Raw genomic sequence first — 14,662 nt, 5'->3', positions numbered from 1 at the left:
CATGTGGCGAGGGAGCTTGCTCCCGCTGGGCTGCGAAGCAGCCCCCAAACCAGGCGCCTCGGTGTAACGGGCTGAATGCTTCCAGGCTTTTTGGGCTGCTGCGCAGCCCAGCGGGAGCAAGCTCCCTCGCCACGGGGTTTGTGTTTGGCGATGGGCTGGGTGAGTCAGGCAGTTCGAGCCACTGGTCTCACGTGAGCAGCGTCTTGCCCTTTCACCGCGATCAAGGCGCCAACGGCAAAAATTTGCTTTGTGCCAACGGCCTGCCGATCTGTCCTCGATGCACATTCACCACCGCGTAAGGGCTTTTAGCCTTGGCCAGCATTGAATGGTAGTGCTCCTTGCGCTGTTCCTTGGTTTTCAAATGCGCGACGCTAAAGTCAGCCTTTGGCGTGTCGGCGGTTTCGTAATGAAAATGCGCGTACCAGAGCGGCCAGCCGTCCCGGTCATTGATGGCGTACTCCTGGAGGAAATCCTTGCGCTCTCCTTTCAAGGCTATGCGTTCGCCGAGCCTCGCGACTTGCACCAGGTTTTTCTCGAACAGGTAGCGAAGGTTGCTGTCGGTAGGCGGCAGTTTCAGGCTCAATTCGGTGCGCAGTTCACTGCCTCGGGTGGTCAGACGCGAAACAGCGTTTGACAGCTGCTCGGTCAGTGTCTGATCGGCTGCGGTGCGCGGGTTTTTCGAGGCCGTGAAGGCTCGTTCGAGTTCTTCGGACAGCTTGCGGTAGCGACTTGCTTCATTACTCAGGATTTCCTCGATTTCCTGAGGGAAGCGGCACTGGGTTTTATAGCGCTCGGCGTTCGCCAGACTGTTGTCTAGTTGCCCGAGCAGCTTTCGTGCATCGGCCTTGATCGCTTTGACCGAGCGTGTGCGGGGGGCCGGGGCCGGTCGTTGGACCTCGACGAGGTCCCAGACGTCGTCGTGTTGCGAGTAGGTGGCGAGCAACTTGTCGTCGACTTCTGAGCGCAGCTCGACGACCTCGATCGGCAGCGACGTGCCAGCCGGCTTCAAGTCACCGATCAACACGCCGCTCTTGCGCGTCTTGATCACCTTTTTCTGCGGGCGTCCGGCAACTGTCCTGCTGCGTTTCGGCGGGCGTTTGCGCGGCTGCGGCTCGGGCTTGATCTCGGCGGCCAGTTTCGTGGACGCCTCTTCATAAAGACCCTCGACCAGCCTGAACAGCCTGCCGAAATAGGACGTGTCCATGTCAGCGGCATTGAGGGCTTTCATGCCCTGCATGGCATCGAGTGCCGCGCCATAGTGTTCGACCAGGCTTTCCAGGACCTCGATCTGTTCCGATGGGGTCAGCTCGTAGGTGCTCAGGTCGGATTGGGAGCGCGCCTGTTCCATCAACAGCTTGGTGACGCTGTGCAGGTTCTCGGGAAGATTGGAGTCGGGATCCTTGAATATCAGTGACGCCAGCGTAGGCAGTTGCAGGGCCTTGGTAGCCAATGGCGTTCGTTCACCCAATGGACGGTCCCGGGTCAGGCGTTCGAACACTTGCGCGCCGGCGGCACCCAGGTTCAACAGCGCTTCCAGGTAACGATCCCTGAGTTCCAGCCAATAGATCGAGCGATCGTTGATGTCACTCAAGGCGTCAAGGTAGTTGAAATAGTCGAGAACGTTGCCAGCGACATTCGCTTGCAAGGTCGAATAATCTTGCGTGAATTGGTCATAGGCGGCATCCAGCGCCGTCAGCTCGAATTCGTTGATCAGGAAGCCCTTGCGGGCGTTGTTGACCACGTTCTCCATCAAGGTACGAATGATGGCGGGGGGGAGATGCATATCGAGGCTGGCATATTCGGTCATGTTGTCCAGCAGCTTCAGATAGCTGTCAGTCTGCTCCTCAAGCAGCTTGTAGAACCGCGCTCGCTTGTCCGCGCGTTGCGCCTCGGTAAAGTTGCCTGCCTGGGTCCTGGTCATGACTTCCTGGGCGGTGTCCAGAGCGCGTTGCCGATCGACCTCGTCCTTGTAATAACTCTTCAGCAGCTCGCTCAGTTCGGCCGCGCGTTGGGCCTTGAGGTCCCGCAGTTTGGCCAGGCGCTTGGGCGGCATGCCCCCACGCAGGCGCAGACGCAGGTCGATGGACCAGTTGCCGAGGGCATCCGCTTGCAATACGGGTCCGTTCTGGGCCGGATCCCGCGGGGCGAGCGGGTTGACGATGATCGCGCTGCCGTCCGATTCAGGGGTCACCTGATACATTTTTCCATCCACCAGGGCGTGCCAGGTGTTTCGAATGACGTACAGGCCCGTGTAGGGGCCGTATTTTGTCGGCTCGGGCAGGGACGCCGGGAGGCTTACCTGAAAGCGCTGCAGGCGGGCGAGTTGCTCCGCTGTCAGCCGGCGGCGGGCGCTGGCGAAACTGAGGTCAAGGTTTGCGCCGCTGTCCCCGAAGCGTTCCCCTGGCAAGGCCACCGACCCTTCATGAATGCTCGGCGGCGCGGGTGTGGGCCACTGCTCCGGGATGATGCGCGGCGCGGGAGGGCGCATCGCCTGTTCCTTGAGCATTTCGGGCAAGGGGGCACGAGGCGGCGCACTGATGGAGGGAAATTGAAGCAGCAGCATGCCGAGGTTGAGCAGCAGATCGACGGTGGCGAGTTCCCGCGTTACCGAGTCTTCGCTGCTCAGCGACGGAATGTCCTGACTGGCGCTGGCCATCAGGTTCCATAGCCAGGCCGTGGCCATGGCTGGGCCGCGTAGCAAGGGCAAGAGCAGCGTGTTGAACAGCAGGCTGCCGCCATGCAGCAGAACGGCCCAGCGACTTTCGCTGTTGGAAACCGAATCCCGGTCGGCCTGGGTGACCAGGGCCCGCGCGTTGCTGCCATAGAGGTATTGCATCAGCTCGCCGTTGCGCAGGAACTGCCGCAACTCGTCGTTGACACTGTCGACCGCCAGGGTGGCCGGGGCTGGCTTCTCAGGCAGGCTGAATTCATCGCCCTGGTAGAAGCGCACGATATGGGGCTCCTGGAAGCCGCCATTGGCATAGATCGGGCGGGCGGCGTCGGACATCCAGGCCAGGACGCTCTGCTGCAGGTCTCCGGGGGCAACGATGGCTTGCAGCAAGGCTTGGCGCGTCGGGTATTGCTGCAGCGAAGGTGTATAGAGCGGTCGGTACAGCACATGCGGGCCCGTCGCGACGTCCTCCGGTTCGATGATGAACATGTTCGTCACGGTATCGGGGTGGGCTTCGGGCTTGCGCAGGAACGCCAGGTGGCGAATGACGACGGGGCGGCCTGCGACCCGCTGCTCATCGGCGTCGGGCTTGAGGAGGGCTTCGATCAGCGCCAGGCCTTGGCGGGTCATGCCGTTTTCCTGGTTGAGCAGCTGCTTGAGGGCATCCAGCGGCAGTTGGGCGGGCATCTCATCGGCAAACATGCGTTGGCGCTCCTGGGTTCGAGGCCCACCGTCCAGCAGGTTTTGTTGCAGGTAGCGTGGGTAGCTCGTGCCGATGTCCACCTGTTCGATCAAGCCGCCCTTGCGGGTGATGAAGTCCGCCGTCAGCCACACCGGCAGCGCCAGGCCCCGGCGATGGCTGAGCACCGGATCCACGCCAGGTCGGGCGACGAGGTTGTTGATCGCCAGTTCGGTCAGGCTCATCGTTCTTTTTTCGACGATGCCGATGGTTCCGGGATAGCCCGCCGCCGCGCTGAAGGTCAGTTCCACATCGTCGGGCTGGTATTGGTTGGCTTGCGCCTTCGCCGGACTGCTGTCGTTGGCTTGTCCCATGCACTTGAGCAAGGCGTCGGCGGCAAAGGCCCTGATGTCCTGGATGCCGCTGAGAAAGGTGCGTCCCTGGTTGCGTTTCTTGGCGCTGGCCAAGGCGAGGCTGTATTGCTGGATTTTCGTCCTGTCGAGGACCGACGCCTGCTTCAACCAGTCAGGGATCAGGGGCGCGATCCGCGCCGACGTTACCGGCATCGGACGCGGTGCATCGAGCAGATAGCGGGCAGGGTCGCTCAACTCGTTATAGAGCGCCTGGAGGTCGGGCAGGCCAATGCGCGCGGGCAACTGCACGGCCTGCAGGTCGGCCAGTTGCTGCTCCAGGATCAGGGCCGCCTGGGTCTCGAAGGCATTGCCACTGATCTCGTTACGCTGGCAGGTGACGCTGTCGACGATGTACTGGCTGGCGATCAGCGTGCCCCAGTGCTGAGTGAACGCTTCCAGGGAGTCAAAGACCTGGACCGCACCCGCAGGGCTGCAAAGCAGCCAGAGCGTCGCGTTGTTCTTGCACTGGATCAACAGGATGTCGCTGCTGGTCAACAGACTGCTGGAGCCGTCCCGAGTGAGTCGGGTCTCCAGGCTGTAGGCATAGACGGCCGATTGGCCGTGGCGCCGAAAGCGTTGTTCCCGATCGGGCCATTGGACAATCTGGCCCAGGGCTTCCCGGGCCTGCCCAGTGAGGTCCTGTTGTTGCAGGCTGCGGATCTGCGCAAGGTTGCGCAGTACCTCGCTGAGCCACTGCCAACGGCTGGTGCCGTCCTGCTTGTCGTCCTGCGGGCCGGTGTCGATGTTGGCGTTCCAATAGCGGGTCAGCGCGTCCTCCAGTCCGATGGGTACGGTCCAGGGCAATTCGAGCAGCAGTTTTTCAATGACCTTCATCTCCAGTTTCCCGTCATCTGGCGCAAGAAGGCGCGGTGGCGAGTCGGACAGGAAACTGCGACGCCCGTTGCGATCCTTGAATTCAACGGGGGTGCCCAGCGCCAGGTAATCGAGGACGCGAGGCATGAAGGGTTCAAGCAAGTAGCCGCGAGAGGCCGGATCGGGCGTCGCCAGCCGAGTCTTGGAAAGATCGAAGACCAGTGTGGGGTACTTTTCCTGGATGGCTTGTTCAAGCATGCGTTGTGCGAACTGCTCGAAGGTCGGACGACTGGAAAATTGCAGGCTGACGCTTTGTGCAAGCGCAGAAGGGCTGTCAGCCGGGGAGGATGAGCTCATGAGAAATCCTTTTCATGGGGCGTTGGAAATGACGCCGGAAAAGTATCGACCTCTGGGCTCGCGCGGGCGGTATATAGATACCGCCGCGGCGGCTGGAATGTGTGCCAGGCCACGGATGGGCCGGGCTAGATATCAGGAAGGATCGGCGCCCAACACCACGTTCAGCGCACTGCGGGCATCGTCCAGTTGCACCAGGGTGGCATGGCGCGCACCGAGGGCATCGCGGTTCTCGATGGCGGTGAGGATCGCCTTGTGCCGTGGCATCGCCAGCTCATGCAGGTTAGGCCGCTGGTTGGAATGCTTGAGCGCTTCGGCGATGGCGACCGACAACATGTTGCACAGGTTGGCGAGCAGGTCGTTGTGGGTGGCGTCGGCGATGCGGCTGTGGAAGTCCAGGTCCGGCTGGAGCACGGCCTCGGGGGTCGGTGCCGCTTCCATGCGCTGGTAGGCCTCGCGGATGGAAGCGATGTCGTCCTCGTTGGCGAATTGTGCGGCGAGGGCGGCGGCGGCCGGCTCGATGATGCTGCGCACGCTGGTCAGCAGGTTGAAGAATTCATTCTGCGGGCTGCTCTGCATCAGCCAATGCAGCACATCCGGATCGAGCATATGCCACTCCCGCCGGGCCTTGACCACTGTACCCACCCGCGGTCGCGAATACACCAGGCCCTTGGCGACCAGCACGCGCGTGGCTTCGCGCAGCACCGGGCGGCTGACCGCGTACTCTTCGCACAACAAGGCTTCGGCGGGCAGTTTATCGTCCGGCTTGAAGCGCCCGGAAACGATCTGCATGCCCAGTTCCTGGACGATGCGCGCGTGCATGCTCTTGCGGTCGGAGGGTTTACGGTAATCCATGGGATGCGGCGCGATCCTGTGCGAGGGGGTGCTGCGCATGATAGCAGGCGCGGCGGATATTCATCAGGCCAAACCCTTGGGCCTGGTGACCTGTTTGGTCCGGGGACATGGTTACCTTGTGGCGAGGGAGCTTGCTCCCGCTGGAGTGCGAAGCGCTCCCAAAAATCTGAAAGCCCACACATCATTTTGCATAAGTCCGCCGCTTTTGGGCCTGCTTCGCAGTCCAGCGGGAGCAAGCTCCCTCGCCACAGTCGGTGTGATAGCCAACTTTGGATGTTGTCTGTTACGCCGCTATCGCGAGCAAGCTCAGCTCCCACAAAAGCTCGCTCCCACAGGGGGATGGATGGGGTCAGTGGGAATGACGCGGCACCTCGGCCCCACGGCAACCGACCAGGAAGTCGAAGTCACAGCCCTGGTCGGCCTGCAACACATGGTCGATGTACAGCTGGCGGTAGCCGCCCACCAGCAGTTGCTGCGGGGGGACGATGTCGGCGAGGCGGGCGGCGAGTTCGGCGTCCGGGATGTCCAGGTGCAGACGCCCGCTGGCGCAGTCGAGCTCGATCCAGTCACCTTCCTTCACCGCCGCCAGGGGCCCGCCGGCGGCGGCTTCCGGTGCCACGTGCAAGACCACGGTGCCGTAGGCGGTGCCGCTCATCCGCGCATCGGAAATCCGCACCATATCCGTCACGCCCTGGGCCAGCAGCTTGGCCGGCAGCCCCATGTTGCCGACTTCGGCCATGCCTGGGTAACCCTTGGGCCCGCAGTTTTTCATCACCAGGATCGAGCTGGCGTCCACGTCCAGTTCCGGGTCATTGATCCGGGCCTTGTACTCGTCGAAGTTCTCGAACACCACCGCGCGACCGCGATGCTGCATCAATTCGGCGGTGGCGGCGGACGGCTTGAGTACCGCTCCCAATGGCGCCAGGTTGCCGCGCAGCACGCAAATACCGCCGTCGGCGCGGATCGGGTTGTCCAGGGTGCGGATGACTTCGTCCTGGCCGTAGATCGGTGCGTCCTTGGTGTTCTCGCCGATGCTCTTGCCGTTGACGGTCAGGGCATTCGGGTGGGGGATCAGGTTGGCTTCGCCGAGACGCCGCAGTACGGCGGGCAGGCCACCGGCATAGTAGAACTCTTCCATCAGGAAGCGTCCGGACGGTTGCAGGTCGACAATGGTTGGCATGCCGCGACCGATGCGGGTCCAGTCGTCCAGGTCCAGTTGCACGCCGATGCGTCCGGCGATGGCCTTGAGATGGATCACCGCGTTGGTGGAGCCGCCGATGGCCGCGTTGACCCGGATGGCGTTTTCGAAGGCTTCCTTGGTCAGGATCTTCGACAGCTTGAGGTCTTCGCGGACCATTTCCACGGCGCGCATGCCGGACATATGGGCCAGCACATAACGCCGTGCATCCACCGCCGGAATGGCCGCGTTGTGCGGCAGCGACGTGCCGAGGGCTTCGGCCATGCAAGCCATGGTCGAGGCGGTGCCCATGGTGTTGCAGGTGCCGGCCGAGCGGGACATGCCACCCTCGGCCGCGAGGAAGTCGTCGATGGTGATGGTGCCGGCCTTGACCTGCTCGCTCAATTGCCAGACCACGGTGCCCGAACCGATGTCCTGGCCTTTGTGCTTGCCGTTGAGCATCGGCCCGCCGGTGACGACGATGGCCGGCACGTCGCAACTGGCGGCGCCCATCAGCAGGGCGGGGGTGGTTTTGTCGCAGCCGGTGAGCAGCACGACGCCATCAATCGGGTTGCCGCGAATCGCTTCTTCCACGTCCATGCTCGCCAGGTTGCGGGTCAGCATGGCGGTGGGGCGAAGGTTCGATTCGCCGTTGGAGAACACCGGGAATTCCACCGGGAAGCCTCCGGCTTCGATCACGCCGCGCTTGACGTGCTCGGCGATCTGCCGGAAGTGCGCGTTGCACGGCGTCAGCTCCGACCAGGTGTTGCAGATGCCGATGATCGGCTTGCCGTGGAACTGATGGTCGGCGATGCCCTGATTTTTCATCCAGCTGCGGTACATGAAGCCGTTTTTGTCGGCGGTGCCAAACCATTGGGCCGAGCGCAGGGAGGGTTTCTTATCAGACATGATAGATTCTCTTATTGTATGACTATATTGTTCTAGCGTGAGCGTAACATAAGCTCAATTTAGCCGGTTTGGAAGTGTTGTTGGGTAAATAGTATTACTATATAGTCCGATTCAACGGAGGGATTGTCCTGGCGGTCATTCGCGAGAGAAATCCCCCGAGGTTCCATAACAACAACAATCGGAGACCGGTCCCATGAGCCAGGAATTGCGGCTTATTCGTCGCATCACGCTGAAACTGATTCCCTTCCTGATCCTGCTGTACCTGATCGCCTACGTGGACCGCTCTGCCGTGGGCTTTGCCAAGCTGCACATGGGCGCCGACCTCGGCATCGGCGACGCCGCCTACGGCCTTGGCGCAGGGCTGTTTTTCATTGGTTATTTCCTGCTGGAGATCCCCAGCAACCTGATGCTGGAACGCTATGGCGCCCGGCGCTGGTTCGCCCGGATCATGATCACGTGGGGCGCCATCACCATCGGCATGGCGTTCGTACAAGGCCCGCATAGCTTCTATGTGATGCGCTTTTTGCTCGGCGCGGCCGAGGCCGGGTTCTTCCCGGGCGTGCTGTACTACATCACCCAGTGGTTCCCGGTGCGCCATCGCGGCAAGATCCTGGGCCTGTTCATTCTGTCCCAACCTATTGCAATGATGATCACCGGCCCGGTGTCCGGCGGTTTGCTGGGCATGGACGGGATCCTGGGCCTGCACGGCTGGCAGTGGCTGTTCATCGTCATCGGCCTGCCGGCGGTGCTGTTGACCTGGCCGGTGCTGCGTTACTTGCCGGACGGCCCGCAACAAGTGAAATGGATGGACCAGGCCGAGAAGGACTGGCTGACCGGTGAACTGAAAAAAGACCTGCAGGAATACGGCCAGACCCGCCACGGCAACCCGCTGCATGCCCTGAAGGACAAGCGGGTCTTGCTGCTGGCGCTGTTCTACCTACCTGTCACTTTGAGCATCTACGGCCTGGGCCTGTGGCTGCCGACGCTGATCAAGCAATTCGGTGGCAGCGACCTGGTGACCGGTTTCGTGTCGTCGGTGCCGTACATCTTCGGCATCATCGGTTTGCTGATCATTCCCCGCAGTTCAGACCGCTTGAACGACCGCTATGGTCATCTGGCCGTGCTCTATGTGCTGGGCGCCATCGGCCTGTTCCTCAGCGCCTGGCTGTCGGTGCCGGTGTTGCAACTGGCGGCGCTGTGCCTGGTGGCGTTCGCGCTGTTTTCCTGCACGGCGGTGTTCTGGACCTTGCCTGGCCGTTTCTTCGCCGGAGCCAGTGCGGCGGCGGGTATTGCGCTGATCAACTCGGTGGGCAACCTGGGCGGTTACATCGGCCCGTTTGTGATCGGTGCGCTGAAGGAGTACACCGGCAACCTGGCCTCGGGGCTGTATTTCCTGTCCTGCGTGATGCTGTTCGGCCTGGTGCTGACCGGGGTGGTGTATCGGTTGCTGGAGCGCAAGCACGTGCTGCCGGCGGATCAGTTCGCGGCCAGTGCCCGGGGAGCGACGCGTACCTGAGGTCACTGTGGGAGCGAGCTTTTGTGGCGAGGGGATTTATCCCCGCTGGGCTGCGCAGCAGCCCTAAAGTAGCGAACTCAATCTTCCTGGCACACCGAGTTGCTGTTTTGGGGCTGCTTCGCAGCCCAGCGGGGATAAATCCCCTCGCCACAAAAGCCTGCTACGCCTATTCAAGTTTTGCTTACAAGGAGAAAGATATGCGTTTAGTTCAGTTCGAATTGCCTAACGGCGAACGCCGCGTCGGTGTGGTCGACGGCGATCAGGTGCGGGAAGTGCAGGGCGCCGGTAGCGTGCGCGACCTGGCGCTGGCGGCCATCGAGGCGGGTGTGAAGCTTGAACAGCAGGTCAACAGCCTGGGCCTGGGCGCCGGCCATGACTACGCCCGGTTGCTCGGTGAGCTGCGTATCCTGCCTCCTCTGGATCACCCGGATCCGGCGCACCTGCTGGTCAGCGGCACTGGCCTGACCCACCTGGGCAGCGCCTCGGCCCGGGACAAGATGCATCAACAGGCTGGCGACGAAAGCGCCATGACCGACACCATGCGCATCTTCAAATGGGGCGTGGAGGGCGGTAAACCCCAGGCTGGGCAGGCCGGCGTGCAACCGGAATGGTTCTACAAGGGCGATGGCAGCATTGTGGTCCGTCCGGGCCATCCGTTCCCGCTGCCACCCTTTGCCGAAGACGCTGGCGAAGAGCCGGAAATCAGCGGCCTGTATGTCATCGGTCACGACGGCAAGCCCTATCGCCTGGGCTTCGCAGTGGGTAACGAGTTCTCCGATCACGTCATGGAACGCAAGAATTACCTGTACCTGGCCCACTCGAAATTGCGCAGCTGCAGTTTTGGTCCGGAACTTCGCGTCGGTGAACTGCCTCAACATCTTTCCGGGACCAGTCGTATCCTGCGCAATGGCGAAGTGCTGTGGCAGAACGAATTCCTCAGCGGCGAGGCGAACATGTGCCACAGCCTCGAAAACCTGGAGTTCCATCACTTCAAGTACAGTCAGTTCCTGCGCCCGGGGGACGTGCACGTTCACTTCTTCGGCACCGCGACCCTGTCGTTCGCCGACGGCATCCGCACCCAGCCGGGGGATGTGTTCGAAATCAGCCAGGCTGAATTCGGCGCGCCGCTGGTCAACGGCATTGCCCCGGTAGACGCGGTGTTCAACCCGGGTACTATCGGCACACTTTAAAAGGAGACTTGCGATGAACCAGATCCTTGGCCACAACTACATCGGAGGGGCGCGCAGCGCGGCCGGCCAGACTCGCCTGCAAAGCGTCGACGCCAGCACCGGCGAGGCCTTGCCCCATGATTTCATCCAGGCCACGGCCGAAGAAGTCGATGCTGCCGCCAAGGCCGCGGCTGCGGCTTATCCGGCCTACCGGAGCCTGAGCGCCGTGCGCCGGGCCGAGTTCCTCGAGGCCATTGCCGATGAGCTGGACGCCCTGGGCGATGCGTTCGTGGCCGTGGTCTGCCGTGAAACCGCGCTGCCGGCGGCACGGATCCAGGGCGAGCGCGGTCGCACCAGCGGCCAGATGCGCCTGTTCGCCAAGGTTCTGCGTCGTGGCGATTTCTACGGTGCCCGTATCGACCGCGCCTTGCCGGAACGCACGCCGTTGCCACGTCCGGACCTGCGGCAGTACCGCATCGGCCTGGGGCCGGTGGCGGTGTTCGGTGCCAGTAACTTCCCCCTGGCGTTTTCCACCGCCGGTGGCGACACGGCGTCGGCCCTGGCCGCCGGTTGCCCGGTGGTGTTCAAGGCCCACAGCGGTCACATGGCGACCGCCGAGCACGTGGCCGATGCGATCATCCGCGCGGCGGAAAAAACCGCGATGCCGGCGGGTGTGTTCAACATGATCTACGGCGGTGGCGTTGGCGAGTGGCTGGTCAAGCATCCGGCGATCCAGGCCGTGGGTTTCACCGGTTCCCTCAAGGGCGGGCGTGCCCTGTGCGACATGGCGGCCGCACGGCCCCAGCCGATCCCGGTGTTTGCCGAGATGTCGAGCATCAACCCGGTAATCGTCTTGCCCCAAGCCCTGGAAAACCGCGCCGAGAGCGTCGCGCGCGACTTGACCGCTTCGGTGGTGCAGGGCTGCGGTCAGTTCTGTACCAACCCGGGCCTGGTGATCGGCATTCGTTCGCCGCAGTTCACCGCCTTCACCCAGCAAGTGGCCGCGTTGATCGGCGACCAGGCGCCCCAGACCATGCTCAATGCCGGCACGCTGCAAAGCTACGGCAAGGGCCTGCAGAAATTGCTCGCTCACCCGGGCATCGAGCACCTGGCCGGGCGCCAGCAGCAGGGCAACCAGGCCCAGCCGCAACTGTTCAAGGCCGATGCCAGCCTGCTGATAAACGGTGACGAGGCGCTGCAGGAAGAAGTGTTCGGCCCGACCACGGTGTTTGTCGAAGTCGCCGATCAGGCGCAACTGACCGCTGCGCTGAACGGTCTGCACGGCCAGTTGACCGCGACGATGATCGGCGAGCCGGCGGATTTCGAACGGTTCAGCGAATTGACGCCGCTGCTGGAACAGAAGGTCGGCCGCATCCTGCTCAACGGTTATCCGACCGGGGTCGAGGTGTGTGATTCGATGGTGCACGGTGGGCCTTACCCGGCGACTTCCGATGCCCGCGGCACTTCGGTGGGGACCCTGGCGATCGATCGTTTCCTGCGCCCGGTGTGCTTCCAGAACTATCCCGACAGCCTGCTGCCGGAACCGCTGAAGAACGCCAACCCGCTGGGGATCCTGCGGTTGGTAGATGGCGTGCCGGGGCGCGAGGCGGTCTGAGGATCGCGGTCAGGCCGTTACGTTGAGGTGGAATGTACCGGCCTCTTTGCGAGCAAGCTCTCACATTGGAATGCGCTCCCATGTGAGAGCTTGCTCGCGAAGTCAATCGCCCAGTCAACATCGAGTCTGAAGTTATGGCCCAAGGCCCACTCCCACATTGGGTTATCATGGCAACTTTCCCAACGACCGACTGATCACCATGACTGCCGTTACCGAGACCCTGCTGGATGCCCTTCAAAAATGCGACATGCTGATCATCGACAATATGCACGCTTTCGATTTTTTCCTCGATGATCAGGACCAGTTGCACGTCGAATGCATGAACGGCCGCACCCTTGAGCATTGGCGTTTCACGCCGGCGCAGATGAAGGCCGCGACCTTCGATAAAACCCGGAACAAATGGACCATTACCAGCGATTCGGGTGACCACCACCTGGAGTGCGTGGAAGCGGCCAGCGGCCACGACGATGATGAGGACGACGAACATGAAGATGCGTAGTCTCTGGCCGTTGCTGATGGCCGGCAGCCTGGGCGCCATGGGCGTCCAGGCAGACACCGATGAACGCCATCAACTGCTGGTGGGTTCCTACACCGCCGGCCAGAGCCAGGGCATCTACCGGTTGCAATTCGACAGCCGCACCGGCCAGCTCGATGCCAACCCATTGCAAGTGATCAAGACAGACAACCCGTCGTGGCTGACCCTTTCCAAGGACATGACCCGGCTGTTCGTGGTCAATGAAAACGGGCCGGGCCAGAAAGACCCGGTGGGCAAGGTCAGCAGCTACGCCATTGACCCGAAGACCCATGAACTGAGCCTGATCAATCAGGTGCAGTCCCTGGGCAACGAGCCGACCCATTCCAGCCTCAGCGGTGATGGCCGGTATTTGCTGGTCAGTAACTACTCGGTGATGGAAGACCCGGGCGGCACCCTGGCGGTGTTGCCGGTGGGCGCCGATGGCAAGCTGGCGCCGGTGGTGCAGTTGAGCAGTCATCAGCCGAGCAAGGTCAACCCCGAGCGGCAGATGTCGGCTCACGTCCACGCCGCAGTGTCCTCGCCCGATGGCAAGTACGTGTTCGCCAACGACCTGGGGGCGGACAAGGTATTCATCTACCGCTACGACCCCAAGGCCAATCCAGAGCTACCGTTGACCGCTGCCGATCCAGCCTTCGTGCAGTTGCCACCCGGCAGCGGGCCGCGTCACCTGCTGTTCAGCGCTGACGGCAAGCACGCCTGGCTGACCATGGAAATGAGCGCGCAAGTGGCGGTGTTCGACTATCAGGACGGCCGATTGACCCAGCGTCAACTGGTCGACCTGGCCGCCGGCAAACCCCAGCCGGGCAGGGCGGCGGCTGCGCTGCATGCGTCCAGGGATGGCAAGTTCCTCTACGTCAGCAACCGTGGCACCACCAACGAAGTGCTGGTATTCGCTATCGACCCGGCCGCTGGTACGCTCAAAGAGCTGCAGCGGCGCTCGGTCGAAGGCGATCATCCACGGGAATTCAGCCTCGACCCGAGTGGAAGATTCCTGCTGATTGCCAACCAGAAGAGCAACCAGATCGTGGTGATCGAGCGCGATCCGAAGACGGGCCTGCTGGGTAAAACCGTGCAGAAAATGCCGATGGATGCGCCCAGCGATTTGAAGTTCATGGTCCGTCAATAGCCCACAGGCCCCGTTTTTCGGGGCCTGCGCCGTTGTATCAACGAGACTGATATTCGCAAGTGATGTAAAGCATTTCAACGCGGGACGCCTCGGCGCGTAAGTTTGCTTCACGGCCCAACCGGGCAAGTCAGCCAACTGAATCCGAGGTCTACCGCCATGAATCTGAATCTCTTCTCCGTGATCGCCGCTTCCGCCATCTCTGCCACCGTGGCGCTGCCCGCCAGTGCCAGCGTCGAGATCAGCGACAAGAAAAATCGCACCCAGAGCTATACCGAGAAATACCTGCAACAAAGTGCCAACTTCTATGCGGCGCTGGACCACAAGACCCAACACTGAAATAGCGCGCAACGACTGAAGCCTGCGATCTTTTCATCTTCACTGCCCCCCAGGTGCAAGAGAAAAGATCGCAGGCTTCGCCGTTTCTGGAAAAAACCAGCTGTAATATCATTTGGCCATGTGTTTAAATTTGACGCTGACAAATTGACTCCTTCGCAGATAAGGATGGACACCATGGCGATGCGTCTGGCAGTGATGCTGCTGTTTCTCTACTCCACGCCGATAGTCTCGGCGGCGCAGCCGGATTCCGGCGAGTTGGAAGTGGCGCGTGAGCGATTATTGAGTCTGCTGAGCGACTGATCGGATCGGCAACAATCGGGTTGCAGGATTGCCTTTGTGGCGAGGGAGCTTGCTCCCGCTGGGGCGCGCAGCGCCCCTAGAACCCGGCGACGCGGTGGGTCAGGTTGATTGAGTGAAGCTTGAGAGGGGCTGCTGCGCAGCCCAGCGGGAGCAAGCTCCCTCGCCACAAAAGCATCCCGGTCGACCAACCGATT

10 protein-coding genes are annotated in these 14,662 nt (G+C 62.1%); 7 read left to right on the top strand and 3 right to left on the bottom strand.

Annotated features, from left to right (window positions below; genetic code table 11):
- Positions 1-220: 220 nt before the first annotated feature.
- The 3 genes from BM300_RS24820 to BM300_RS24810 all read right to left on the bottom strand — a co-directional run bounded on the left by BM300_RS24820 (position 221) and on the right by BM300_RS24810 (position 7,871).
- Positions 221-4,933, bottom strand: coding sequence for a dermonecrotic toxin domain-containing protein (locus BM300_RS24820; protein ID WP_092464264.1), 4,713 nt, complete (start codon positions 4,931-4,933; stop codon positions 221-223).
- 132 nt (positions 4,934-5,065) lie between these two features.
- The gene (locus tag BM300_RS24815; protein ID WP_092224782.1) at positions 5,066-5,785 is read right to left on the bottom strand and encodes a FadR/GntR family transcriptional regulator; all 720 of its coding nucleotides are present in this window, start codon (positions 5,783-5,785) and stop codon (positions 5,066-5,068) included.
- Between the two features lie 349 nt (positions 5,786-6,134).
- Positions 6,135-7,871, bottom strand: a complete 1,737-nt coding sequence (locus BM300_RS24810) for an IlvD/Edd family dehydratase (protein WP_072341734.1) — start codon at positions 7,869-7,871, stop codon at positions 6,135-6,137.
- Positions 7,872-8,064: 193 nt separating this feature from the next.
- Between BM300_RS24810 and BM300_RS24805 the strand changes: the two genes are divergently transcribed.
- The 7 genes from BM300_RS24805 to BM300_RS31480 all read left to right on the top strand — a co-directional run bounded on the left by BM300_RS24805 (position 8,065) and on the right by BM300_RS31480 (position 14,468).
- Positions 8,065-9,387, top strand: coding sequence for an MFS transporter (locus BM300_RS24805; RefSeq protein ID WP_092145923.1), 1,323 nt, complete (start codon positions 8,065-8,067; stop codon positions 9,385-9,387).
- Between the two features lie 197 nt (positions 9,388-9,584).
- Positions 9,585-10,577, top strand: a complete 993-nt coding sequence (gene araD1 / locus BM300_RS24800) for an AraD1 family protein (protein WP_092464262.1) — start codon at positions 9,585-9,587, stop codon at positions 10,575-10,577.
- Positions 10,578-10,590: 13 nt separating this feature from the next.
- The gene (locus BM300_RS24795; protein WP_092464260.1) at positions 10,591-12,171 is read left to right on the top strand and encodes an aldehyde dehydrogenase (NADP(+)); all 1,581 of its coding nucleotides are present in this window, start codon (positions 10,591-10,593) and stop codon (positions 12,169-12,171) included.
- Between the two features lie 199 nt (positions 12,172-12,370).
- Complete coding sequence (locus tag BM300_RS24790; RefSeq protein ID WP_170862102.1) at positions 12,371-12,670, top strand: DUF5629 family protein; 300 nt, start codon at positions 12,371-12,373, stop codon at positions 12,668-12,670.
- Positions 12,657-13,832, top strand: coding sequence for a lactonase family protein (locus tag BM300_RS24785; RefSeq protein WP_092464258.1), 1,176 nt, complete (start codon positions 12,657-12,659; stop codon positions 13,830-13,832). The genes BM300_RS24790 and BM300_RS24785 overlap by 14 nt, the downstream gene beginning before the upstream one ends.
- A gap of 156 nt (positions 13,833-13,988) precedes the next feature.
- Entirely contained in the window at positions 13,989-14,168 is a 180-nt protein-coding gene (locus tag BM300_RS24780; RefSeq protein ID WP_003202673.1) for a hypothetical protein, read from the top strand.
- A gap of 174 nt (positions 14,169-14,342) precedes the next feature.
- Positions 14,343-14,468 carry a hypothetical protein gene (locus BM300_RS31480; protein WP_003180680.1) on the top strand — a complete coding sequence of 42 codons (126 nt, stop codon included), beginning with the start codon at positions 14,343-14,345 and terminating at the stop codon, positions 14,466-14,468.
- Positions 14,469-14,662: the final 194 nt, after the last annotated feature.

It is taken from the genome of Pseudomonas sp. NFACC46-3, assembly GCF_900114515.1.
In the GTDB taxonomy this organism is placed as follows: Bacteria; Pseudomonadota; Gammaproteobacteria; order Pseudomonadales; family Pseudomonadaceae; genus Aquipseudomonas; species Aquipseudomonas fluorescens_Q.
The sequence above is the reverse complement of the archived record's forward strand: the minus strand, read 5'-3'. Positions and strand labels throughout refer to the sequence as shown.